This is a genomic window from Candidatus Bathyarchaeota archaeon (genome assembly GCA_030739585.1).
Lineage (GTDB): Archaea > Thermoproteota > Bathyarchaeia > TCS64 > TCS64.
On the sequence record JASLYX010000001.1, the window covers coordinates 333,311 to 357,149 of the forward strand.

Consider the following 23,839-nt stretch of genomic DNA (forward strand, 5'->3'; position numbering starts at 1 on the left):
TTTGAGGATCTCCGAGCTAGATATCTCCGATGCGATCAAAGACCTCCTAAGCTCCAGAGGGTTTGACGAGTTGTATCCTCCCCAGGCCGAGGCAATCAAGGCCGGGGTGCTGGAGGGCAAGAGCTTGGTCATGGCGAGTCCCACGGCCAGCGGCAAGACCCTCGTCGCAGAGCTCTGTGCCTTCAAACACATCCTGGAGCAGGGTGGGAAGGTTCTTTACCTCGTGCCCCTCAGAGCCCTAGCCTCAGAGAAATACGAGGATTTCCAGACTTACTCTAGCCTCACTAAGCAGGATGGAAATAAGATTAGGGTGGGCGTCAGCACCGGTGACCTCGACAGCCGGAAGAGCTGGCTCGGGGACTATGATATAGTGGTGACCACCAACGAGAAATGCGACTCCCTCCTCCGGCATAGGTCTCCCTGGATGGAGGATGTCTCCCTGGTCATCGTCGACGAGGTCCACCTCATTGGGAACGACAGGGGCCCCACCCTAGAGGTAGCGCTGGCAAGGCTCCGGCAGTTGACGCCCGAACTCCAGGTGCTCGCCCTCAGCGCTACTATCAGGAATGTCGATGAGGTTGCGGAATGGCTAAACGCTCAGTGGATTGAGACCAAGTGGAGACCCGTCCCCCTTAAGGAAGGAGTGGCCTTCAACGAAAGGATCATCTTCAACGACGGCTCCACTAAAAGACTGAGGCCCCTCAACAGGCTTGATCCCATCAACATAGCGATGAACTCGGTTCTGGATGGAGGACAGAGCCTGATCTTCGTGGAGAGCCGTAGGCGAGCCCAAAGCATCGCGAGGGAGGCCGGTAACGCACTCCGGGGCACCAACAAGAAGAAAGCGGAGATGAGGCTCCTAGAGATCTCCACGATGATCTCAACCAGGGGAGAGAAGACCCGCCTATCAGACGATCTCGCCTCTGCCGTGGCAGGGGGTGCCGCATTCCACCATGCTGGTTTGAGCAGCGCCCACCGTAAGATCGTTGAGACTGCTTTCAAGGGTGGTTTGATCAAGATCCTCTCTGCAACGCCTACTCTAGCGGCAGGCGTCAACCTACCTGCTAGGACAGCGGTTATTGCCAGCTATAAGCGGTTCAGACCGGGGTACGGTATGTATCCCATATCTGTGTTAGAGTACAAACAGATGAGCGGAAGGGCGGGGAGACCCCAGTACGACGATGCTGGAGAGGCGATCCTCATTGCGTCAAGCTCCGACGAGCAGGACGCGCTCATGGAGGACTATGTCACCGCGAAGCCGGAGAGACTCTTTAGCAGGCTTGCCCAGGAGGCGGCGATCCGGGGCCACACCCTCGCTGCTATCGCCTCCGACTATGCGCACACTGAGCCGGGGCTCATGGACTTCTTTGGGCAAACCTTCTACGGGTATCACTACCCTCTGGGAAATATCAAGCTTATCCTCGCAGGGATCCTTAGCTACTTGCGCCGGGAGGACATGATCCATCATGAGGGAGACTACATATACGCTACCGATTTTGGGCGTAGGGTCTCCGAGCTCTATATCGACCCCCTTTCCGCCGTGGTCTTGAGGGACGGTCTTAACCAGGACGACATCAGTTTCACTGATATAACGTGGCTCCACCTCATATGCCACACCCCTGATATGCGTCCCAAGCTCAGGCCGAGAAGAGGGGAGATGGTCGCTATCGAGAACTTCCTGGAGGAGCACCGCCATGAGTTGACGGTGAAACTAGCCTCGGACTACGATTACGTCGATTATGAGACCACTCTCGGAGAGCTCAGAACCACCATGATCTTGAAGGCATGGATCGATGAGACCTCCGAAAACGACCTATTCGAGAAATATCGCGTATCCCCAGGGGACCGATACAGTGCAGTACACAACGCCAACTGGCTCCTCTACTCTGCCTACGAACTCGCTAGGGTCTTAGGAACAGACAAGCATCGAGGCCATATACGGACACTAAGGGACAGAGTGAGGTATGGCGTAACTGAGAAGCTGCTCCCCCTGGTACGGCTGCAGGGTATCGGAAGAGTCCGGGCCAAAGTCCTTTACAACTCGGGTTTCAAATCAGCCTCCATCTTAAAGGCCGCTCCACTGGCTAGGCTTGTCGAAATACCCCTAATTGGGCCGAGTCTCGCGAAGACTATCAAGGAGCAGATTGGAGGGGTCGTGGACCAGGACGAGTGGAGGCGTCTCGATACTGACACGTCGGAGCAGCGTTCCATCACTGACTTTTTCGAGAAGCCCAGAGATAAACCCAAATCGGACCGCTGATAGATCAATTTGAAATGGGAAGGTTCGCAGCGATTCTCAGCAAGAGAGGCCAGAACGTATCAAGAAATATGGTCCAAATGCTTCGCGCTGGAATCAATCAGGCACCAGATGTCCAAGGGGTCTCCACCGGTGGAGTTGCTATCATCAAAGGGAGAATCAAGCTCTCTGATCTACCGGAAACACCCATTGCCCTCGGGCACTCTCTCACCAAGATCCACCCGGAGGACCCTCCACAACCTCTCACCCAATACGGATATTCCTTCTCTATCGAGGGCAGGAACCTGAGAGGGACGGGTCAATCTACCGCCAGTTCAACCGGTGATGCACTCGGCAAAGACCCGGTGGAAGGGCTCACCCGCTTAGTGACTGGAGGAAAAGGGACATTTGCAATAATAGCCCTATATAATCAAACCCTCCTTGGTGCCAGAGACCCAGTTGGTACAATCCCTCTTTACTATGGGGAGAATGAGAATATCGCGGCGATGGCCTCGAGCATGAAAATGTTGTGGTCTATTGGAGCTGAAGCACATACTCTCGAACCGGGCTCAATGTTAAGGATAACTGAGGAGGGGACCGCCATAGAGTCTGTATATGTCTTAACCCAACCCCCTCTCAGGGCAATCACTCTCAGCGAGGCTACCCTGGAGCTAGATAAGCTCATGACAGACTCCGTCGCAGCTAGGACATGGGGCTTAGCTAAAGCATCCCTCGGATTCTCAGGGGGAATCGACAGCAGCATTCTAGCCTACTACCTCGATAAGGCAGGAGTCGAACTCGATCTCATCTGCGTTGGCCTAGAGAATTCCAGAGAGTTCGAAATAGCAGAGATCGCTGCTGAGGCTCTCGGTCTCCCCTTGAGGCTCGAGGCATTTACGGTTGAGGACGCGGAGAACGACCTTGACGGGGTGCTCTGGAGCATCGAGGATCCAAACCCGATGAAGGCATCCATCGCTATCCCCCTCCACTGGGCGGTGAGAACGGCTGCCGAGTATGGATCTAAAGTGTTTTTCTCGGGGAACGGGAGCGACGAACTCTTCGGAGGGTATCACAGACACGCGCAGGAGTACGCGGATCACGGTGAAGCCGTTGTCACGTCTATATTCCGGGATGTCTCCGAGTCCTACAGGGTCAACTACGAGAGAGACCACATGGTATGCATGGACGCAGGGCTGGAGCTCAGGCTTCCCTTCTCGGACCAAACCCTTGTCCGGTGGGGACTCTCGATCCCCCCGAATCTCAAGCTCTCAGGGGGACCAAGGTCGCCGAGAAAAATCGTATTGAGAAGCCTCGCAAGACTCCTTAAGTTATCGGAAGAGATAGCCGGGAGACCCAAGAAGGCCATTCAGTACTCAACCGGAGTGAACCGTGCGCTGAAGATGCTTGCAAAGAGGGAGGGCAAGACCACGAGAGATTACATTTCTGAGAGGTTTCAGAACCTGAGAGACAAAAATATGCGGAGACTGATCTGATGGAAAAACAAGAGAGCATGACGGCTATTTCAAACCTCATGAGGGAGCATTATGGAGACCTTGACGTGGGACCCGAGAGGCTACTAGACCCTTATAGGACCCTCATCAACTGCGTCCTGTCCCACCGGACCCGGGACGAGAACTCGAGCAGGGCATCGCGTAACCTCTTCTCAGAGATTGATGGTCCGTTGGACCTCCTGGACATGGACCATGCGAAGCTTAAGGATTTAATCCACTGCTCGGGTTTCTACAACCAAAAGGCCAGAAACATCATCGCTATCAGCCATGTTCTCGTAGACGATTACGGTGGAATGGTCCCCAATGACAGAGACACGCTTATAGGACTCCCCGGCGTGGGGCCGAAGACGGCAGACATCGTTCTCAGCTACGCCTTTGGGAAACCGGTAATAGCTATCGATGTCCACGTCTCGAGGGTTGCGAGGAGGCTGGGTCTCGCTCCGGACGATGGGGGTCCTAAGTGTGTGAAGGAGTCCTTGGAGAGTCTTATGCCCCCCGACTCATATAGATTCGCGGATCACGCATTCGTGAGGCACGGGAAAGAATTCTGTCGAAACAGCAACCCCCGGTGCACTGAATGCTTCCTTAGCAAACTCTGCTCTTACCCTAGCTCTCAAAGCCAATAAATATCCCTGAGGAGAATCCAAAACCATCTCCTAGATTAAGTTCGAGGAGATGATCACCGATATCTACGGTACTCCCACCACCAAAGCCCACCAAATCTCCACTGGGGCGATCTAGGCCATCCGGTACCTCGAAGCCAGAGGGATCTCAGTCATTCTCACATTTTCTCGAACCTACCCTCAACCTCCTTAGGAGTTCTTAGGGACAAGCGAGGGCATCATCTGATAGAACAGGGACCACGTAGCTTTAAACCAAGAAAGCAGTCCTTTAAGGATAACGAAGATTGCCGAGAGGTGTATCATCGACTTAATTGGATTTTGGCCATAAGGTGCTTGAAGAATAGACCAACAGATACAACATGATGTATCTCACGATCTACCAGACAACCGATAGGGAAGACGTACTCAGGGGCCTCTAAGAGTTCCCATATCAAGTTTCAGTGATAGCAGCTTCTACTATCACGTCCTTGAGATAGCTGTCTATAACAGGAAGGATCTCTAGGAAACCGCGGAGATGATGGTAATTGAGACATTCGAGATCGTCACGATTGGCGATAGAGAGGTGGACATGTAGCTCCTCCAAAAAGCGGGACATGGTGTAGCAGTAGGGGATGCAAATGTAAAGCTCGATGGAATCGTCGATCTTGTGACGAAAGTAGCGAACGGAGAATGATTCAGTGAGGCAGTTGAGCCGCTCTTCTAATCTCAGCCTTGTTTCGAGTGCGTGGCAACTGCATCCGAGATCCTTCGGAGCCCTTCCATAGCGTGCTTATATGCATGCCAGCCTCCCATGCCGCACTCGGGTCCAGCGTAGGGCACGTTTTCGGGGCCAAACGCTTCGACCATGACATCGAGCCTCTTAGCCATCAACCCGGTCTCCTCGATGAAAATAGTCGGGTCGATCCTCTCATGTCGTATCTCGGTCCACACATCGCCGACCTTTTGTTGAATTTTCCCCGTGATCCCCTCAGCTTTGAGGCGGGCCTCGATGAGATCGTCAAAGAGGGTCATCGCTATGCTCGCCTTGAGCCGCTTCCCGGTCTCTTGGAGGCGCCTCTTTGTTGAGTCGAGGGTATATAACGGATCCCCTACATGGGACTCTGCCAACTGGAGACTATCAACATCCCAGAAGATGTCGTCAGAGGTGTCATGGAGGTGCATGCTTGTCTCTGCTCCCTTGGAGATCACGGCTCGGCAGATCTTGTCCCATGCTTTTATGAGGGATTCTCTACCGTCTGACCCATAGTCCAGCAGAGGATCATTAAGGAATCCGAGGACAGGCTCATCTATACATACAATGGATACCTCGCCGTTCCTGCCATTAAAAAGGGACTGGGAGACGATGTCCGCAAGGGCTTCCCCCAGATCCTCGAATAGCCTTGCGTTCTTGACTGGGAAAAAGGATGCCAGTGTGTAGGGCCCCGTCACGCATACCTTAAGGCGCACCCTTTCTAGCCCCGTTAGGTCTCGTATCATCGAGGCGTTCTTCCTTATCACCTCGATCTCGGGGACAGGCATGTTTGGTTTCGCTGAGGGACTATCGAAGGCCATGTAGCCATCAGGGGCCTTCTCGATGCCCCTAATGAGCTCGAAGTACATCTCGTTCATATCGCGGAACTGTGGGAAGTTTGGGACGTCTATCCCCGTATTCACTTTGTCCACGAAGCCTCCGACAACCTCCCGTTCAAAGACATCGACGGCATCCGAACTGCCGACCAGGGAGAGGAGCGACCCGGACCTCCTGGCCCCCTCACAGATAATGGACTTATTCACCCTGAGGGGGAGGCTGCCGACATCATACGATAGAACCATAGAGACTCAACAGATGTTTATCTTACCCGTGGCGAGGTCATTGCAGAACTGGTCGAGGTGCTCGAGCTCATAGGCCATAATCTCCTCGATCCCTGGGGTGACATCACCCACGGTGAACCCCTCTCCAAGTACCACTTGGGCTGAGCAGACCGCTGGCATGTCGATGGATTGTCCTATGGCGCTCACAAGCCAGACATAGACCTCCTTGACTCCAGGGACGTTATCCGCCACCCTGTTCGCGATCCTATAACTGAGGAGGTTATAGATCTTGCCAACGTGGCTTACCGGATTCTTCCCGGCTGCGGCCTCGGACGCCATTGGCCTATTCAAAGGTATGACTCCGATAACGTTATTTCCTCTTCCCACCTGACCCGAGTCCCCTGTATCGATAGAGCTCCCAAGTACTGTGAGATAGAGGCCGTTAATGCCCCGTCCTTTTCGGTCAAGGACATTTAACCCAATGTTCACTTCGTTGAAACCATACTTAGAGTCTATGAAGCCGTTGATTGCATCGTAGATCTCCGATTTCTTCCTAAAGTAGTCGGTCTCGCTCTTAATGAAACGGTCGACAAAGGCCATCGCGACGGTAAGATTCAGGTTGTTTCCGTCCCTGAAGCCCATAATCTTGATGTCCTCCCCAGACTCTGGGTACTGTTTCTTGAACCCCGGGGTGTTAAGGTAACCCTCAAGATCTAGAATTAGTTTCTCAGTCCTACTCAAGGGTGCAAAGCCTACGGCTGCCGAGGTATCGTTCGCGCCGAGGTATCTACCCTTCCTCTTGAATATGTCTTGGAGGGATGCCGCTCCTGGTTTGATGAAGCTCTGGTGCTTCAAGTGCTCGGGTTCTATAAATCGGAGCTTCTCCTTGAACCATTTTTCCGTACTCTCAACTGCGATCTCTTTGACCGGCACGTGTTCATCCCCCACATCAAAAGTCGCCCGGTCCCCATATACCATGAGGATCTCTTTGGTCATCTCACCTCCATTATAGGCGACCTCTGAGCCTCCCGCACCAATCAACCCCTTGTCCAGGTTATGGTGGAGAATGGTCCCAAATCTTTTCAGGTATTCCTTAGAGAGCTCGATGGAGACCTGATTCATAACTGAGTCACATATCGTGTCAGGGTGACCGAGTCCCTTTCTCTCACAGACTTCTAAGGGATTGGCATCAAGGGCAAGCTGCTTCAACTCTTTTACTAGAAATTTATTCAAATTCACATACCAACCTAACTCTATTATTCCTCAGGGAATCATCGAAAGTAATGCATGTATCTTTTTAAATATGTCTATGGCTCAAATTAAGAATAAACGTAAGATTTACCCATAAAGATTCTTAATGGAATAATATTTTCATCATCACTTTTTTTTCCAGTGTTTACGCGGAATCGGATCATTTGTTTCATTTGGATCGTGTTCTCTAATCCAAAACAATTATCTAGACAGAGTCCGTCATTCATCTCAGTCCGTACTAAAGGCGCATTAGGATGAACGAGGAATTTACCCTCTGTAGCAGTTGTGGGAAGCAGACCCCAAAATACCAGTTCTGTATCTATTGCGGCTATAACCTCCGCAAGGATAGGGGAAAAAGAATCCAAGCTCCTGAGGAAGAGCGTTTAACCTTAGAATCCCAAGAGACCATGAAAAGCATTGAATCTGAGTCACTCAATTTTTCCGAACTTCCTGGTGAAACCATCATGTCTCCGTTTCCGACGGCCCTCGCGATGGGCCTCACTTTAGATGACCAGATCGCGCAGGCGAGAAGGGAGCTTTTGAATTATCAAATCTGGAGGATCAAGCTCTGCACCATCCTCAGCGAGCAGGGAACGTCGACCCAAGTGTTCACCAACATCTGGGATGATTATGGAAAGGAGGTTGTACGGATCCAAAAAATGATTGCGGAGACCCTAGGAGCAAGGGAGACCAGCTACAAAGATAAGAGAGTCGAACTAGAGAACGCTAAACTAAAGTTGGAGGAGCTCAGGGTTAGGGTTGCTATCGGAGAGATTTCCGAGAGCGACTTGTTGATAAGGACACCTAGTATACGGGCTGATATCGAGAGCCTGGAATTTGAGGCCTCCCGTTTTTCGAAACAGCAGGGCGGAGAAGAAGCTATACACGGGGGCTGGTTACCCAGGGAGATGTTAGATTATGAACAGTCGGCAAGGACCCTTATGTATGAGATTCATAGTCTCGTAACCGAGGGAAAGCTTAGCACTGAACTTGGGGGAAGATTGGAGGAAGAGATTGGGGAGATCCAAAGCTACTTTTCATCCATGATTGGGACGCAAGGTGGGCAGGATATACGGAACGAACTCGATACGCTTGAAGTCAGGTACAAGGTTGGAGAGATCACTCTGGATGAGTTTGAGTCTCTAAAAAGGGACTTAGTCTCCAGTCTCTAGCGTCATTAGGAGAATTACACACGCGATTCTATTCAAAACAAATAACTGGTTAAGCAATACTAAAATATCCTAGAAGCTGCTTTCATGAGTGTTCTCTGATGAATGATAAATCACTCGGCCAATTTATCATGGGTTTAAGCATCATCATTATGGTGGGGTACTTCGTATGGGCTTTTGCTCCCATGCTGGGGCCTGCAGTGACAAACCTAATAACACCTGAGATGAGTGAATGGGCATTCCGCTTTCCGGTGATCCTCGCAGTCTATCTTTTGCTGCTGGTCGTCGCTTGGATAGGTTATACAATGGCGACTACTCCTCCGCCAATACCTCTCGAGAGCCCTCTGGAGATCGAGAGAGCAGAATATGATAGCACCCAGAGTGGAACAAAAGATCAGTCAAGCTGATGATTTCATCCTTTTTTAATATGGTATGGAACCCTATGGTTTTGTATCTTCCCGAATCTTTCTGATTTCTTTTTGTTAACGTTTATTGAGATCAATTAAAACGTCTAGACTTATTTCTCAAACATTTAATTAAAACCTACTCTCCTTAGAATGGTTGTTAAAATTTGGAAAACCTTAAGATAAACTGGTAACCGTGAGGCGTGGATATCTATTCCTAGACCTTCCTGTATATGATGTGACATGAAGATGATGCCCCGTTTCAATCTGCAATTTATGGGAGTTTTGGTCTTTCCGGTCACGTTTCTCGTGGGGGCTTCTCAAAGTAGTCGCCGTTGATGTCATATCCTTTAAAATCCCCTTTTGGATCGGGAACGGCGGATGGATTCGGGTCATTTCCACTATATCTACTGCGGCTATCGCTAGGAAGATCCTGGAGAGACTCTAAATGGATCGAAGGAAAATCCTCATCGCCATGACCTTGTCGGCCACTTTCTATGTCCTATTCTATAGGGCGCTATTATTCCTCATTCAGAGAACCTCTGTGCAGGAGGTGACTATGGCAAATACAGACCCGTTCATCTGGATGGTGGCTTACACCGCAGCCATCACGATGGTACCCCGTTTTATTATAGGCGTGATTTTTGTGTGTAATTTTCCTCTTCCTTGTCCCGAGGAAGAAGTTTAAGCCGATATTTGTATTTCCATCTGAGAAAACAGTTGTTCAAGAAGAGGCCGTAGCCCACAAAATGTCATGCGTCTCACGCGTGATGCCGCTTTCTTTTTACTCGAAGTTTTACCTCTTTTTTGGGTAAGGAGCCTAGGCATCAGTCCCTGCGTGTACCTAAGTTCTACAAATCCATTGGAGTATATTTCAAATATAGCATATTATTCTGCCGAGTATGGCGAAAAGATCGAGTTGGTCTAGAAGCTCCAAATTTTCTCCTTTAATCAGGCTCTTTTGGTCATTAATAGTCTCGCATTCAACCTCAGCTTCCATGTCCCAGGGCTGTACTGGGAGACCCGTGTGTGATCCATAAATTCTGCCGACCGTCCATGTTTTGCAGCAGCTTCCGCAATGAGCTTCTCTGCTTCGGTAAATCCATTCTCCTGGGGGCTCCAATAGTAGAGGTGGATGGCGCCTCTGTCCCTTAGGAGCGGGACAGCAACATCAAGAAACTTGTAGGCTCCCAGGGGGAGGGGCATAATAATCCTATCGTACGTCTTTCCTATCTCGGGGCAGATCTGCCTAACGTCGCCCTTGATGGGTTGGACCCTGTCAGAGACCCTATTGAGATAGATGTTTTCTATGCAGTAGTTATGGGCTACGGGATTCAACTCGACGGCGATCACATTGACCGAGGTTTTTTTTTTAGCTATTCTTATTGGAATCGGACCGATACCGCTAAACATCACCAGAACCTCTTCGCCGTTTCCCACAACCTCCGTCAATCTATCTCTCTCCATGCTTTCTCGGGGAGAGAAGTAGACGGTTGCTGGGTCGAGCCTGAATACGCAGCCAGACTCCCTATGGAGGACCTCGGTGTCCGGGTTTCCTGCGATAAGCCTGAGCTCTCTGATCCGATAGTCTCCGGTTCTGGCCGATTCCTTCGCGAGGACGCTGGAGACATTCCTGTGGACCCTCATGATAGCCTCAGCGATCTGCTTCTCCACGTCCCTCAGTTCGTCAGATATCTCAATCACCGCCACGGCCTTTCTCTTGGAGCCGTAAATATCGAAGGACTTTGTCATAATGCTGAACTTGTCGGGAGGGAGGAGGGTCTTCAGCTCAGCTCGAAGGCTAAGGCTCATTTCAGGAATAGAATAATAGCATGGACCTTATTTATCCAATGGTTCAGTCTCTTGGACTAAAAGATGGATCTCTCGCCCGTTTTTCGCATCAGTTTACCTCTAACCTTAATCTCATCCTGGAAAAGGTCATCGGGATCATAATCTTCCTGAGTCCTTCGCTTTACGGTCTTTCCGCAGACGCCAGTTTCGAGGAGCTGAGCCCGGTAACATACGGCGTAGTTGCAGCCCTTAGGGGCGCAATCATCGCCAGTCCATTCACACCTTGCCTCTCTGCCACTAATGATCAGAGATCGTTTGGTGCACTTGAAGTCGCGACAGTCCGGAAAACACTGTTTTACTTCTGTCAAAATAAATTACCTCGTCGTAGTAGGGGCGAATTTAGTAATAGTTTTATTCATAGGATAGCATTTAAACTTTATTTATGCCCCGATGTTTCTCCAACTACACTAACTAAAATTGAACTAAATTAGAGATCGGAACGCGGAAATCTTCAGTTTGAACCTTAGCCCAAACCTATACGAACCTCCTCTATTTTATCTCTCAAATCCCACGCAGGGCTATTAATCTGGGGCTGAGGGTTTCTTATATTCCACCATTTTGGAGCCGATCAATTGCACCAGAACGGTTCTTAGGATCGAAGCTGCAGGAAGGGTCCCGCCTTCATCTAAACCATTATTATCTCCTTAGTTTAGGGACCAAAAAGTTATGGAGGTGAATTTCTCAGTGATCTGGTACGTAACGTGGTCCCAGAGAGACATTAAGAAATGGCGAGGGATGTCGCGGTGAAGACCGGAGGGTTCAGTAAGGAGGCCGTCTCCCAAGTTCCGGGGTTACCCCGCTTGGGGGAGTTCATTGCTTTGTTATCCTACGGGGGATTGGAAGCTAGCTCCTTTCTCGTAGCTCCTTGTATTGCTCCTTGACTTCGTTTATCCTGTTGCAGGTGAATCTCCCCTCGGTGCAGTATCCCCGCTGGCTACAATAGGGGCCGGTTTCCTTAAAGAGGCTGGGGGCCACAGCTATGACTTCGAGGAGCATAGCGTCTGCCAAGTCCCTGATCTCCCATTGAGCCCGTTCACAGCAACGAAGACCGAAAAAGTGGTTGAGCGATTCTCCATCCATTGTCATGATCATACTTGTCTCGGCAGCATTTGGGAGAACGAACCTAGCGTCTTCCTTGGGGACGCCTGATTCCACCAGTTTTCCATATGCTTCTCCGGAGGCTTCCACAAGATCACGGAATATTTCGGATCTTTCTCCGATGGAACTGGGAGTGACGATTTTTTCTCTGAGCTTTTTCTCTGTGATGTATCGCTGGCTCTGCTGGGAATAGGATGCCACTCTATGCCTAACAAGCTGATGGCTGCAAGCCCGGCTGATCCCTTCAATGGCGAAGGTGAATGCCGTGTGAGATAGGAGGTCATTATCCGTCAGGCCTTCCTTGGCGTTTTTCTTTAACCGTTCAATGGGGGTATGGCTCAGCAGTTCTGCTTTCATCTCATTCTCCCCCTCAATGCCTTCAAAGAGGGGGCGAGATCACTCACCGAGTCAACGAGGGCGTCCCTGAATTCGGTTCTCTCCGTGCTTGAGTATTCCATAACTGTCCTGAGATTGGCGCTCATGAGCCATTTACCATCGCTGAGGGGAGTGAACTTGAAGAAGTTATTCTTCAGGATAATCCTGAGCACTTCACTTTTTGTTACCTCAATAGTCCAAGTAAACCTGTTGTGCTCTAGGACACTCCCATGTTGCAACTCGAGCCTCCCAACGGTGGTCTTTATTTTATTTGGTTTGTTCCTTAGTCGCTTGTAGAGTACAGATGGTTTGGCTCCTGTGGTCGTAGTGAGTATTGCTGTGGCTATGAGCGTCTCGATGTCCGGTGTATAACAGATAAGCTTCAGTCTCACTGTGTCCTTCCCCTGAAGGGATCAGGTTAGATAGGGGGCATCTCAGACTTTTTTGGCTTGGCCTTAAGTTCCTGGGGAATATCGACTGCTCTTGAGACATTTATCGCATTGATGATATACATAGGTGCACCATCGGGCTCGAAGGTTCTCAGTCTTTTAACCCCCCGGAGAACGAGCTTTACCTTTAGGGTGGTACCGTCGCTTAGGGTGTATGCGTTCCATGTATCCTCAATTTCCTTAAAGTCGAGATCGACGCTCCCTTCAAGGGCCCCCATGGGCAATTTACGCATCGCCATATTACCTTTCTGTATGCAGGGGCGTATATTTACTCTTTCTCACAACGAACCTTTAAAACAGACTGTTCAATATGTTCTGATGTTAGAAAAATGTCTAATTGGGATGATTGGTTCAAGAGGCTCAGAGAGCGGAAGGGATTGTTCTTCCCAGAGATCGATAAGATAATTGATGATATGGAAAAGGCGATGGCTGAGTCATTTAGAGACATGGAAGGCGAGATGCCCCGGAACATGGTCAGGGTGAGGCGCCTACCTGACGGATCGGTACACAGAGAGTACGGCCCTTTCGTCTACGGCTACTCCGTCAAGATAGGGCCAAACGGTAAGCCTATCATCAGGGAGTTTGGGAATATGAAGCCAACCCAGGGGGGCAAGGAGGGGCCCGCACTCAGTCTTCAGGATCAGAGAGAGCCACTCGTGGATATCATCGATGAAGGGGATCAGATCAGGGTGCTCGCAGAGCTTCCGGGCGTGGACAAGGATGCCATCCACCTCTACGTCGAAGAGCACACCCTCACCATAAAAGTGGAGTCTCTAGAGCGGAGGTACTATAAGGAGCTATCACTCCCCAGCGAGGTCGTAGGTTCCTCCTCAAAATCCACCTACAGGAATGGGGTCTTGGAGACGATTCTTAAAAAGAGAAAGCAGAGAGACCGAGGCACCCGCATCACTATCAAGTAAGTCTATTCTATCCAGGCAAGACCTATCTTTAACGGATATTCAATTTTCTTTCCGGCTCTGATTGCCCCTCTGAACCTTTCTAAGGGGCCGGGCTGACTCCAGAACCACTCGAAGACATGATACTCCACCTCTGATGATTCTAATGTTTCAGGACTGTGTCCTGGAATCATCTCTAATCTGATGCCTTGGCTCCTTGCTGCCTTCAAAAGGACAGGATAGTCTCGTATAGCCAGGGTGGGATCCATGAACATTAGTCCCTTGACGGGGGTGAACAAGGTTCTGTTGTCCCTATCGGATTGAGATGCCGTGTCGTTCGCGACCTTTATGAGAGCCATAATGTAAGCCGATGGATCTCTTGTTTGGTCGACAGCATACCTGTCGCCAAAGGAGGAAGCAGAATGCGTCGCGGTAACGTATTGGGACACAGTAAGGGCGAATGGGATGTATCCGATTGCAGCCATGACTTTGTCGACGAATTGCTCCCTGGGGTTGCCCATTCTGCTCTCGATGTATCTGCTCGTTAACCTGTATGAGAGAATGAGGATCCCAGCAAACATTGTTGCAGCAACTAGGAAACCTGACATCGAGGTCCCTATCATATAGGATATCACCGCTCTCATCTCACGGTAACTGAGTCTTTGCATCAGGCCCTTAGTGAGGAGGAGTATAGGCTCCCCCCTAAATGAGGCCGCTATCAACGCATTTGGGGACTCTGAATTGATGACTCCAATCTTCGTAATCTTGATCCCAGCCCTGCTGGCCTCCCCATGGACCAGAGCCCAGATGACGGGGTCGGATGCCTCACTGAGCCATCGGGGGTCCAGATGGTTGACGACCTGGCTGGAGCCTATCATCACCTCCATGAAGAGAGATGTGATCGTTAGCAGGAATCCCACTGCTATTATGGTGACAGGGTCAAATCTTAGCAGTAGTGACAGGAGGACCCATGAGAGGAAGAAAATGAACGCGAAATGGATCACAAAGTGAAAGACTATGACCGGGCGGAGCTTGGCTTTGAGTCTCCACATGAGATGTAGACGAATCACTTGGGGAAGATAATACCTTTTGTGAGCTGTCTTGTTAGGTACTAGGATTCGAGACCATGAGTCCTTTGTATGGCAATCTATATAATGGGTAGCGAGTTGGTAGGGGCTGGCCGATGATGTGAAGGCATTAGTGAGATTCGTGATCGATCAGAGTTACGCTGAGGCCATCGTTCACGTGGTAGGTTAGATGAATCAACTTACAGTGTCTCATTGGCTCATATAGAGCCTAGATTACGGAAAGAGGATCTCCACAGCGTTTAAGTCTAGGATCCTAGGGATCGCCGTATAGTTTTTAGATATCGAGGTATCTTTGCTAGAGACGAGAAGAAAAGATCTTTTCGGGAATCATAGATCTGAGATGACTAATGACGAAATGGGTGCCCTAGAGGAACAAGCCTCTGAACTATTCAAGAAGCGGGATGGCTTCAACCAAGAGAGGGAGACGCGGAGGAAGGAGAGAGATCATCTCAATGAGTCCGTGAGAGAGCTGCGACTGAAAGCTAATAACGCGAAGGCCGAGAGAGATGTGGTGAACGCGAGGGTCGCTGGACTCAAAGGAAGGCTCGGTGGTCTTAGAGAGCGTCTCGAGGCAAAGCGGGAGGTCGCAGGGGAGATCTATAAAGAGAACGATGGGGATAGAAGGGGGCTAAGGCCCAGATGGAGGCTCCTGGAGGGGATCCGAGAGATAGAATGGGAGCTCTCTACCACCCCTACTTTAGTGATAAAGGATAGGGAAGCGGAGCTCATCGAAAGGGCAAAGTACCTGAAGGCTCAGGTAGAGGAGCATAGGAAGCTTGACACCCGGGACGATATGTACCTGATGTCTCTCGCGGACTCCAATGCCGTAGGGATAGAGATCCGGAAGACCCGGGGTGAGATGGACGCCCTCCGGCATACGGGGCAGAAGCATCACGAGAGGATGCTTGCCTTCTACAGGCAGGCAGATGAAGAGAGAAAGAGATCAGACGAGGCCCACAAAATGTTTGTGGATGCTCTAAAAGCCCTCAAGGAGGTCGGCAGGGAGCTCGACGAGATCATCCCAGAGTTGAAAAAGATGCGGAGGCTCTCACAGGATGAGACACGTTTCCTGCGGGAGAAGCGAGACAAGATCGTAGCCGATAAGCGGAAGGAGTTTGTCGCAATAGCTAAACGGAAGCTGGATGCCGGAGAGAAGCTCAGTTTCGACGAGATGAAGCTCGTCTACGGCGAGGGTTAACTCCTTTCGCGCACGTGATTATAAAATAGGTGGAATAGTTAACCTAGTGCTGGTTGATTCGCAAATTATTTCTGCACAACGCGCGTGGTGTCCTTAATGCAAGGAATGCGTCGTCTAAAATCATGAATGATCCTCTTTCCTCGAGCATTCTCTAAGCCATATCTATTTTAAGGTTAAAATAGAGTTGGCTTAATACTCTTTATGTTATAGTCTTCATTTTTTTCAAAAAGATGTTTTACGAATATCTTATTTCTGTATTTTCAGAAAAGACTCTGTAGTAGCATCAAAAGTCATTTTATGCACATATGGTCTTACTTCTTATGAGTAATACCGGTGAGATCCGATTGTAGTCCTTGTTGTTTCGATAATTCTTTATCGTGATTGAATAGATGTAAGCGCGAGGGTGCGTAAATGGTAAAGCTCAGAATAAGCCGGAGCGAGTACCGCAGGAGGATTTCAGATATAAGGAAAGTCATGGAGGAGAGGGGACTCGATGCTCTCCTTCTCACTAGAGGGAAGAGCATGTTCTATCTCTCCCACTTTAGCCACATAACCACGGAGAGGCCGGCAATTTTACTGGTTCCTCCTGACGGGGACCTGGTCTTCCTTGGGCCACTCCTAGAGGCGGATCACCTAGGGCATCAGACAGACCTCATAGGGGAAGTTAGGACCTATCTTGATTACCCCGGGGATGTACACCCAATCGATAAGTTCTCCGAGTGGCTTATTGACCTCGGCTACGGGAAGTCCAAGATTGGCACCGACAACCCAGCTGGGGCGGCGGGGATTATGGGATATACGGGTCCTCCTCTTCCCGAGAAGATGCCGGACGCCGAGTTTGAGAGGGCGGGGGACATTCTCTGGGAAATGAGGCTCCGCAAGTCTGAGGAGGAGGTTGCCCTCATAAGGGAGAGTGCGAAATGGGGAAACCTCGCGCATCAGTTCCTCCAGGACTATTCCTCTCCAGGTAGGTGGGACGTCGAAGTGAGTCTCATGGCCAGTATGGAAGCATCATCAATCATGAAAAAGACGCTGGGATCCGAGTACGAGACTCTAACAAGGAGGTCCCCTGCGTCAGCCGGTTTCCGTGGTCAGGTGGGGTGGAAATCCGCTATGCCTCATAGTATAGGGACTCCTAAGATGATTGAGAAGGGGGATGTCCTGGTAACTGGAGCCGGCTCTGATGTTGGGGGCTATTGCAGTGAGTTAGAGCGGACTATGATTGTGGGGGAGCCCACCCCCAAGATGAAGAACTACTTTAGGGTAATGATGGAATCTCAAGACGCTGCTATCGAGGCCCTTGGGCCTGGGGTGAAGTGCAGCGAGGTGGATAAGGCGTCCGGAAATGTAATCCGGGACGCCGGATACACCGCCCTCATGAGACATCACACCGGCCATGGCATTGGCCTCGAAGGGCACGAGCCCCCCTGGCTTGACATTGGAAACGACTCCGAGCTGCAGCCGGGGATGGTGGTGAGCATCGAGCCTGGAATTTATGAACTGGGATATGCCGGCTTCCGTCACTCCGACACCGCTGTCATCACTGAGGATGGATGCGAGCTGTTAACCTATTATCCGAGGGACATTGAGTCTCTTACTATCCAATAATCTTGTCTCGCCCTTCAGGAGCTTTACCAGTTTGAATATGTCGAACTGTTCTGAGTCTTTTAAGGATCCTTTGAGTTTGAACACGAATTTTATAGTATATCCCACTTTAATTAGGTAGATTTCGGGTTCAATTCCCACGGGCACTCTTAGGGGATAATCAAGGGCCATGAAGGTTAACTCTATAGTTCTCTATATCCTGGAGACTAATCCACCGGACCTCTTGACAAACCCCTCGCGTTTGTGGGGTCTTTTCAGAGTTCTCTCTGGATATAGAGAAGAAGCCCTCCCGGACAGATTTAATACTTGAGAAACTCAGAACTTGCTGCTATGGCCGAATATCTGTACTGAGATTAACCCTCAAGCTATATTCCATTTATGAATGCTTAGATGATGTACATATTCGCGAAGGTCTTGAAACCCGGAGAAAACCCTTGGTATCAACCTAGGAGGAGGACAGTTAAACCTACCACTCAGGAGGTCTCTCCTAGGGTACGAAAGTGGAACTTTACAAGGCCCGCGTTGAGCATACCCGAGGTATATGTGCCCAACTTGTCATGTAAGAAGAACAGGCCCCCGAATAGGAGGACAACCGAGCTGGAAATACCATTTAGTTTCTAGCAAGCGTCCTCAACACAGATCTGCTTTATGATTCTGGTGTAGAATACTGCGAATCATATACAAACTGGCGTGATTATTAGTGATGTGAAAGTTATTAATATCTGAGATCGAGCACTTTCATCACAGTCCCTCCTTTAATCTCCCCCTCAATCTATTTATCGGCCCTGCTCAGAGCATTCCCCGAGTTGGGTAAGAAGATCACGAAGCGGGTTCAGAAGCCCAAGAACGTCTGGATCCGGGAAATGTTCTCAGGGGACCCTAGGATGGGGTCTGGTCTAGACTACACCAACGATTATCTGAAGATGCAGGCGCCCTCGGGGAGCATATGCGCTGTCTGCAAGGGCTCCAAGCTCCTCTGCGGTAAGACGAGCTGCCCCGTGGTGGCCCGGGCCGCCTCCCACTTCAACATCTGGAGAAGCATCAAAGGCACAGAGATCAGCGGCTCATCCCCCCCCAGCGTCTTCGTGGGCCGCTTCGGCTACCCCTACGTCAACATCGGCCCACTAGCACCCAACCGTTACGGGGACACGTCCATTCTCGACTCCCCGGAACAGTGGATGGGACGAACCATCGACGAGATCATAGACTACCGGAGCCAACTCATCAGGGGGATGACCAGGGTCAACGTCCGGAAGCCCGAGAAAGCGGGGCGCATCATGGACAGAACCCGGGAGCTCAGCCTCGCAGAGCACTACGTCGAGACAGAGATGAAGCTCAAGAAGAGGCCCCGTAGGAGCTTCAGGGTCGACGCCGACGTTCAGCCCATTGGACCCACTGCCCCATTGGAGCGGATAGAGATTGGGTACATCCGGTGGAACAGGGAGATGGAGAAGGCTCACTACGACACCGATTTCAAGGCGGCTCCTGCCACAAAGGCGCTCTACCAGGAGGGTGTCCCGGTGACCCAGATCATGAAGGCGTTCAGCATGGGGAGCTTCGGGGTCGAGAAGAATAGGCGCCTCGTCCCCACTCGGTGGAGTATCACCGCGGTCGACGACATCCTAGGGAAGGACATGGCCCGGCAGACCAAGCACTTCCCCCTAATCAACAACTACGAGATCTACGAGTCCGACTATATGGGGAACAGGTTCGAGGTCCTCCTCGTCCCCGACGCCTGGGGCTACGAGGCCTACGAGGCGTGGTACCCAGGAACAGTCTGGAACCCGAGTACGAGTCACGTCGCGATCATCACAGATTGGGAGGGCTACAACGGCCGGAGCAAGTACGCATCCATGGGGGGCTGCTACTACTCGGGGAGGCTCGCCGTGATGGAGCACCTCATGAAGGAGAGGCGCCAAGCCCGGGTATTCATCATCCGAGAGGCCTATCCTGACTACATCCTCCCGGTTGGGGTCTGGCAGGTAAGGGAGAACGTCAGGAACGCAATGAGGCAGCCCCCAATGGTCTACGCCACCTTGGATGAGGCCATGGCGAGGCTCCAGAGCAGGCTCAGCATCCCATTGGAGCAGTGGATGGATGCCGGTTTCCTCCTAAGGCAGACCATCTCCCAGAGGAAGATCACCGAATACTTCTGATTCAGCGGATTTTTTGACCGATCCATGTAATATGTACTGATTTTGTTAATATGTCCCAGATAAGATTAATAAATTTAACATGTTAATACATCTCATGGGATCGCATCCAGCCCCTAACATCATTTATACAAGGAATCCACGAGATATCCCCGTGAGGTCTAGTAAATGAAGTTCAACGCAAAGGTCTACGTCAGCCTCAAGAAGGGATACTCCGATCCTGAGGGAGAGACAGCCGCCAACTCCCTCAGGGGGCTCGGGTATAATGTCGACGATGTCCGGGCCAGCAAGGCCTATGAGGTCTCGTTCCGGGCTGATGACAGAAAGTCCGCCAAGGCGGTCCTCGACGAAATGTGCCGGAGGCTCCTCACCAACCCCACGAAGGACGACTACAGCTTCGAGATCAGTGAAGCCTGATGGCCCGCATCACTAGAAGCCCTCATCCCTTCGAGCACCATGATGTCGATCTCCTCAACGCGAGCGACGACGACCTCCGAGAGATAGCCTCCACCCTAGGTCTCGGCCTCAGCATCGATGAACTCCGCCACATCCGGGACGGCTACGTGGTGAGGGAGAGGAAGGCGACGGACCTGGAGCTCCAGACATATGACCAGACCTGGAGCGAGCACTGCAGCCATAAGACCTTCGCGGGGATCATCCACACCCCCGAGGGCACCGTAGACGGCCTCCTCAAGACCTACTTCAGGAGCCTCATCGACGAGCTGGAGCCGGAGTGGTGCTACAGCGTCTTCGAGGACAACGCAGGAATCGTAGACCTCACCGACGAGGTGGGGATCGCCATCAAGGTGGAGACTCACAACCACCCTTCCGCCATAGAGCCTTTCGGAGGAGCAGCCACCGGCCTAGGCGGGGTCATCAGGGACATCTTAGGCGTCTGGGCGAACCCCATCGCATGCACAGACGTCCTCTGCTTCGGGCCTCTGAACTATCCATATGAGAAACTCCCCGAGGGGGTGAAGCATCCCCGATACATCTTTGGCGGAGTCGTGGACGGCATCGGGAGCTACGGGAACAGCATCGGGATACCCACGGTGAACGGGGCCACCATATTCCATGAGAACTACACTGGGAACGTGGTGGTCTACGCCGGCTGCGTCGGGGTCATCCCAAAAGATCAATACATCAGAGCGGTGAAGCCCGGGGACAGCGTGCTCCTAGTCGGGGGTAGGACGGGCCGGGATGGAATCCACGGGGTTACATTCGCCTCCGCGGAGCTCACCGAGGAGTCCGAGGAGGTCTCCCGGCCAGCGGTTCAGATCGCGAATCCCATCGAGGAGGAGAAGATCAAGAGAGCCCTCAAGGAGGTTAGCGACCGCAAACTCGGCTCTGGCATCACCGACATCGGCGGCGGAGGCCTCAGCTGCGGAGTCTGCGAGACCGCAGAAACATACGGACTAGGGGTCGAGGCCCACCTGGACAGGGTGCCCCTCAAGGCTACAGACATGGCCCCCTGGGAGATATGGGTCTCCGAGAGCCAGGAGAGGATGCTCCTCGCCGTCCCTACGGGGAACATCGACGAGGTAGTATCCATATTTCACGATGAACAGGTGGAGACCACAGTCCTGGGCACATACAACGAGACTGGACAGGCGGACATTTACTATCATGGGGTTAAAGTCGCCGAGATGGAGCTGGGACCTCTTTTTAACCCTCCCAAGCTCGAACGCACCACGAACTGGGCGCCACCCATGCTCGAGGAACCCGAGATTCCTGAGCCAGACGACCTAGGCTCCATCCTACTGAGCCTTCTGGTATCGTATAACATCGCGAGCAAGGAGAAGGTGGTCCGCCGCTACGACCAAGAGGTGAAAGGCCAGACAGTGGTGAAGCCTCTCCAGGGCTGGAACGCAGGCCCCAGCGACGCCGCTGTCCTCAAGCCCCTCGACGACAACTGGAGGGGCATCGCGATCAGCAGCGGCATCAACCCTCGGTACGGGCTCATAGACCCCTACTGGATGGCGGCATCAGTCATCGACGAGGCGGTCAGGAACAACGTCTCAGTGGGGGGGCGCAGGATCGCCCTCTTGGACAACTTTACATGGGGAAACCCAGAATACGAGGACCGCCTCGGGGGACTGGTTCTCGCCTCCCGGGCCTGCCACGACGTGGGGAAGGCTTACGGGACCCCCTTCGTCTCGGGGAAGGACAGCCTCTACAACGAGTCCCCCCTAGGTCCGGTAACCCCGACCCTCCTCATCACGGCCTTAGGGATCGTCCCGGATATCCGGAAGGCTGTGACAATGGACCTTAAGGAGGCGGGAAACGCCCTCTACATCATCGGAACCACCAAACCCGAGCTGGGAGGCTCAGAGTACTACGCACTCCACGGAAAGCTGGGAGCATCCGTACCCAAACTAGAGCCCAAGAAGAATATCATAGCCTACGCCCGCCTGAACGAGGCGATGGACAGGGGCATCGTGAGGGCCTGCCACGACCTCTCCGAAGGGGGGCTGGGGGTCTCCGCCGCCGAGATGGCTTTCACGGGAGACCTGGGCATAGACATAGACCTTTCCAAAGTACCATTGTCTAAGGATATGAGGGACGACTTTGCGCTCTACTCCGAGTCCAACGGGAGGCTTCTGGTGGAGGTGCCGGAGAAGGATTGCGGAGAGTTCGAATCCATCATGAATGACTCGGTCTTCGCCCGAATCGGTAATGTGAAGGAGGAGAAAACGCTGAGACTTGCAAAAAAAGGGGAGCCCATCATCGAGCTGCCGCTCAAGACGCTTATCCGGGCATGGAAGACCCCCCTGGAGGACCCGAGATGAGGCGGGAAGAGATCGACGTCCTCCTCATGAGGGCGCCGGGAACCAACTGCGACCTCGAAACCTTGAGAGCCTTCAGAGACCTTGGGGTCCGGGCCCACCTCGTCCACAGTCAGAAGGTCTTCAAGAAAAAGAACCTCCTCGACTACAACGTCCTCGTTTTCCCCGGGGGATTCAGCTACGGCGACTACGTCCGGAGCGGCGCCATCTGGGCCAAAGAGATGGAGTCCCACATCGGAAGGGAGATGGTGGAATACGTGGACACGGGACGCCCCGTCATCGGCATCTGCAACGGCTTCCAGGTCCTAGTGGAGACAGGGTTCCTCCCCGGCTTCGAGGGACGGAGCCCCGAGCCCCAGGTCGCCCTCGCGAACAGCAGCCACGGCTACCAGAACCGCTGGATCAGGATTAAGAACATCGGGAAGGGGAACTGCGAGATGCTCCAGGGCGTCCCAGAGGGTCAGGTCATCGCGTGCCCCATCGCCCACGGAGAGGGACGTTTCATCATGCCCCAGGACAAGACCGAGGAATGGCTGGAGAGACTCTACGACCAGAACCAGCTTGTCTTCAGATACGTCAAGGGGGACGGCTCCTACCCCGAGGGCGCCTGGCCCGAGAACCCCAACGGAGCCTACCACGACATTGCGGGCATCTGCAACCCCGAGGGGAACGTTCTGGGGCTTATGCCACATCCGGAGAGGTCCTACTTCGGCTACTTGATGCCCGAGTGGACCAAGAAGGGGTGTCCCGACGAGTACGGGGATGGCAGGATCTTCTTCGAGTCCATCGTCCGGTACGTGGAGGCTAAGTTCTAGCCGCCCTCTTCCGGTGATACTCGACCAATTTTTCTCTCAGACCTTCATCGGATAGGGCTAGAATCTCTATAGCGAGCAGCGCTCCGTTCCTGGAGTTGTCGATCCCAACGGTGGCCACAGGGACTCCGGGGGGCATCTGGGCGATGGAGAGCAGGGAATCGATTCCACCGAGCTTAGCGTCCTTGGGGACCCCGATGACGGGCTTCAGAGTGTGGGCAGCGATGAAACCGGGGAGGGCCGCGGAGAGCCCCGCGACGGCGATGTAGATTGACGCGTCCGACGCTACGATGTACTCCTGGAGGGCCTTGGGGTTCCTATGTGCCGAGTAGACCTGATAGTCATATTCGATCTCGAACTCTTTTAAGATGGCTTCTGCCTTGTCTCCTATCTCTTTGTCGGATGTGCTACCTATAATCAGCGCGATCCTGGACATTTTCGAACTCTTACTAAACTGATGAGACTAAATAAGACTGCGCCTCAGGGCTCTCGTTTTTGCGAGCGCAGGGTCTGTATTGCCGCTATACTTTGATCAAACCTCTG

The 23,839-nt window shown here is 52.1% G+C and carries 23 protein-coding genes; 13 read left to right on the top strand and 10 right to left on the bottom strand.

What is annotated here, in order from left to right:
* Window position 1 precedes the first annotated feature (1 nt).
* From QGG23_01710 to nth, 3 genes are read left to right on the top strand one after another with little or no spacing between them, the layout of a single operon-like run.
* Complete coding sequence (locus tag QGG23_01710) at window positions 2-2,260, top strand: DEAD/DEAH box helicase (protein ID MDP6048154.1); 2,259 nt, start codon at window positions 2-4, stop codon at window positions 2,258-2,260.
* A 14-nt stretch (window positions 2,261-2,274) separates the two neighbouring features.
* A complete protein-coding gene (locus QGG23_01715) occupies window positions 2,275-3,729 on the top strand; it encodes an asparagine synthetase B (GenBank protein MDP6048155.1) in 1,455 nt (484 codons plus the stop codon).
* Window positions 3,729-4,373 (top strand): endonuclease III, encoded by a 645-nt coding sequence (nth, locus tag QGG23_01720; protein ID MDP6048156.1) that lies wholly within the window; start codon window positions 3,729-3,731, stop codon window positions 4,371-4,373. Before QGG23_01715 ends, nth begins: the two co-directional genes overlap by 1 nt.
* Before the next feature lie 427 nt (window positions 4,374-4,800).
* On the opposite strand, the gene QGG23_01725 is transcribed toward nth, so the two are convergent.
* From QGG23_01725 to QGG23_01735, 3 genes are all read right to left on the bottom strand, one after another.
* Entirely contained in the window at window positions 4,801-4,965 is a 165-nt protein-coding gene (locus QGG23_01725) for a hypothetical protein (GenBank protein ID MDP6048157.1), read from the bottom strand.
* Between the two features lie 110 nt (window positions 4,966-5,075).
* The gene (locus tag QGG23_01730; GenBank protein ID MDP6048158.1) at window positions 5,076-6,182 is read right to left on the bottom strand and encodes a hypothetical protein; all 1,107 of its coding nucleotides are present in this window, start codon (window positions 6,180-6,182) and stop codon (window positions 5,076-5,078) included.
* 6 nt (window positions 6,183-6,188) lie between these two features.
* The gene (locus tag QGG23_01735; protein ID MDP6048159.1) at window positions 6,189-7,394 is read right to left on the bottom strand and encodes a methionine adenosyltransferase; all 1,206 of its coding nucleotides are present in this window, start codon (window positions 7,392-7,394) and stop codon (window positions 6,189-6,191) included.
* A gap of 272 nt (window positions 7,395-7,666) precedes the next feature.
* On the opposite strand from QGG23_01735, the gene QGG23_01740 reads away from it, so the two are divergent.
* The 3 genes from QGG23_01740 (at window position 7,667) to QGG23_01750 (ending at window position 9,673) form a co-directional block, all read left to right on the top strand.
* Window positions 7,667-8,584 (top strand): SHOCT domain-containing protein, encoded by a 918-nt coding sequence (locus QGG23_01740; protein ID MDP6048160.1) that lies wholly within the window; start codon window positions 7,667-7,669, stop codon window positions 8,582-8,584.
* A gap of 98 nt (window positions 8,585-8,682) precedes the next feature.
* Window positions 8,683-8,988, top strand: coding sequence for a hypothetical protein (locus QGG23_01745; GenBank protein ID MDP6048161.1), 306 nt, complete (start codon window positions 8,683-8,685; stop codon window positions 8,986-8,988).
* 445 nt (window positions 8,989-9,433) lie between these two features.
* Window positions 9,434-9,673, top strand: coding sequence for a hypothetical protein (locus QGG23_01750; GenBank protein MDP6048162.1), 240 nt, complete (start codon window positions 9,434-9,436; stop codon window positions 9,671-9,673).
* 263 nt (window positions 9,674-9,936) lie between these two features.
* Here QGG23_01750 and QGG23_01755 read toward each other — a convergent pair whose 3' ends face one another.
* The 5 genes from QGG23_01755 to QGG23_01775 form a co-directional block, all read right to left on the bottom strand.
* Window positions 9,937-10,797 carry a class I SAM-dependent methyltransferase family protein gene (locus QGG23_01755; protein MDP6048163.1) on the bottom strand — a complete coding sequence of 287 codons (861 nt, stop codon included), beginning with the start codon at window positions 10,795-10,797 and terminating at the stop codon, window positions 9,937-9,939.
* A gap of 56 nt (window positions 10,798-10,853) precedes the next feature.
* A complete protein-coding gene (locus QGG23_01760) occupies window positions 10,854-11,144 on the bottom strand; it encodes a hypothetical protein (GenBank protein ID MDP6048164.1) in 291 nt (96 codons plus the stop codon).
* A gap of 535 nt (window positions 11,145-11,679) precedes the next feature.
* Window positions 11,680-12,291 (bottom strand): FAD-dependent thymidylate synthase, encoded by a 612-nt coding sequence (thyX, locus tag QGG23_01765; GenBank protein MDP6048165.1) that lies wholly within the window; start codon window positions 12,289-12,291, stop codon window positions 11,680-11,682.
* On the bottom strand, window positions 12,288-12,701 hold the full coding sequence (locus QGG23_01770; GenBank protein ID MDP6048166.1) for a hypothetical protein: 414 nt from the start codon (window positions 12,699-12,701) through the stop codon (window positions 12,288-12,290). Before QGG23_01770 ends, thyX begins: the two co-directional genes overlap by 4 nt.
* A 26-nt stretch (window positions 12,702-12,727) precedes the next feature.
* Window positions 12,728-12,997 carry a hypothetical protein gene (locus QGG23_01775; protein MDP6048167.1) on the bottom strand — a complete coding sequence of 90 codons (270 nt, stop codon included), beginning with the start codon at window positions 12,995-12,997 and terminating at the stop codon, window positions 12,728-12,730.
* Between the two features lie 90 nt (window positions 12,998-13,087).
* On the opposite strand from QGG23_01775, the gene QGG23_01780 reads away from it, so the two are divergent.
* The gene (locus tag QGG23_01780; protein ID MDP6048168.1) at window positions 13,088-13,678 is read left to right on the top strand and encodes an Hsp20/alpha crystallin family protein; all 591 of its coding nucleotides are present in this window, start codon (window positions 13,088-13,090) and stop codon (window positions 13,676-13,678) included.
* A gap of 2 nt (window positions 13,679-13,680) precedes the next feature.
* Here the strand turns inward: QGG23_01780 and QGG23_01785 are convergent, their stop codons facing one another.
* Window positions 13,681-14,706, bottom strand: a complete 1,026-nt coding sequence (locus tag QGG23_01785) for a M48 family metalloprotease (GenBank protein MDP6048169.1) — start codon at window positions 14,704-14,706, stop codon at window positions 13,681-13,683.
* Window positions 14,707-15,082: 376 nt separating this feature from the next.
* On the opposite strand from QGG23_01785, the gene QGG23_01790 reads away from it, so the two are divergent.
* The 6 genes from QGG23_01790 to purQ all read left to right on the top strand — a co-directional run bounded on the left by QGG23_01790 (window position 15,083) and on the right by purQ (window position 23,299).
* Window positions 15,083-15,940 carry a hypothetical protein gene (locus tag QGG23_01790; GenBank protein MDP6048170.1) on the top strand — a complete coding sequence of 286 codons (858 nt, stop codon included), beginning with the start codon at window positions 15,083-15,085 and terminating at the stop codon, window positions 15,938-15,940.
* 411 nt (window positions 15,941-16,351) lie between these two features.
* Complete coding sequence (locus tag QGG23_01795; GenBank protein MDP6048171.1) at window positions 16,352-17,548, top strand: Xaa-Pro peptidase family protein; 1,197 nt, start codon at window positions 16,352-16,354, stop codon at window positions 17,546-17,548.
* A gap of 803 nt (window positions 17,549-18,351) precedes the next feature.
* Window positions 18,352-19,701, top strand: coding sequence for an Nre family DNA repair protein (locus QGG23_01800; protein MDP6048172.1), 1,350 nt, complete (start codon window positions 18,352-18,354; stop codon window positions 19,699-19,701).
* 165 nt (window positions 19,702-19,866) lie between these two features.
* On the top strand, window positions 19,867-20,115 hold the full coding sequence (gene purS, locus QGG23_01805) for a phosphoribosylformylglycinamidine synthase subunit PurS (GenBank protein ID MDP6048173.1): 249 nt from the start codon (window positions 19,867-19,869) through the stop codon (window positions 20,113-20,115).
* Window positions 20,115-22,487, top strand: coding sequence for a phosphoribosylformylglycinamidine synthase subunit PurL (purL, locus tag QGG23_01810; GenBank protein ID MDP6048174.1), 2,373 nt, complete (start codon window positions 20,115-20,117; stop codon window positions 22,485-22,487). The genes purS and purL overlap by 1 nt, the downstream gene beginning before the upstream one ends.
* Window positions 22,457-23,299 (top strand): phosphoribosylformylglycinamidine synthase I, encoded by an 843-nt coding sequence (gene purQ / locus QGG23_01815; protein ID MDP6048175.1) that lies wholly within the window; start codon window positions 22,457-22,459, stop codon window positions 23,297-23,299. Before purL ends, purQ begins: the two co-directional genes overlap by 31 nt.
* On the opposite strand, the gene purE is transcribed toward purQ, so the two are convergent.
* The gene (purE, locus tag QGG23_01820; GenBank protein MDP6048176.1) at window positions 23,289-23,732 is read right to left on the bottom strand and encodes a 5-(carboxyamino)imidazole ribonucleotide mutase; all 444 of its coding nucleotides are present in this window, start codon (window positions 23,730-23,732) and stop codon (window positions 23,289-23,291) included. The two genes, purQ and purE, sit on opposite strands and share 11 nt — an antisense overlap.
* Window positions 23,733-23,839 lie beyond the last annotated feature (107 nt).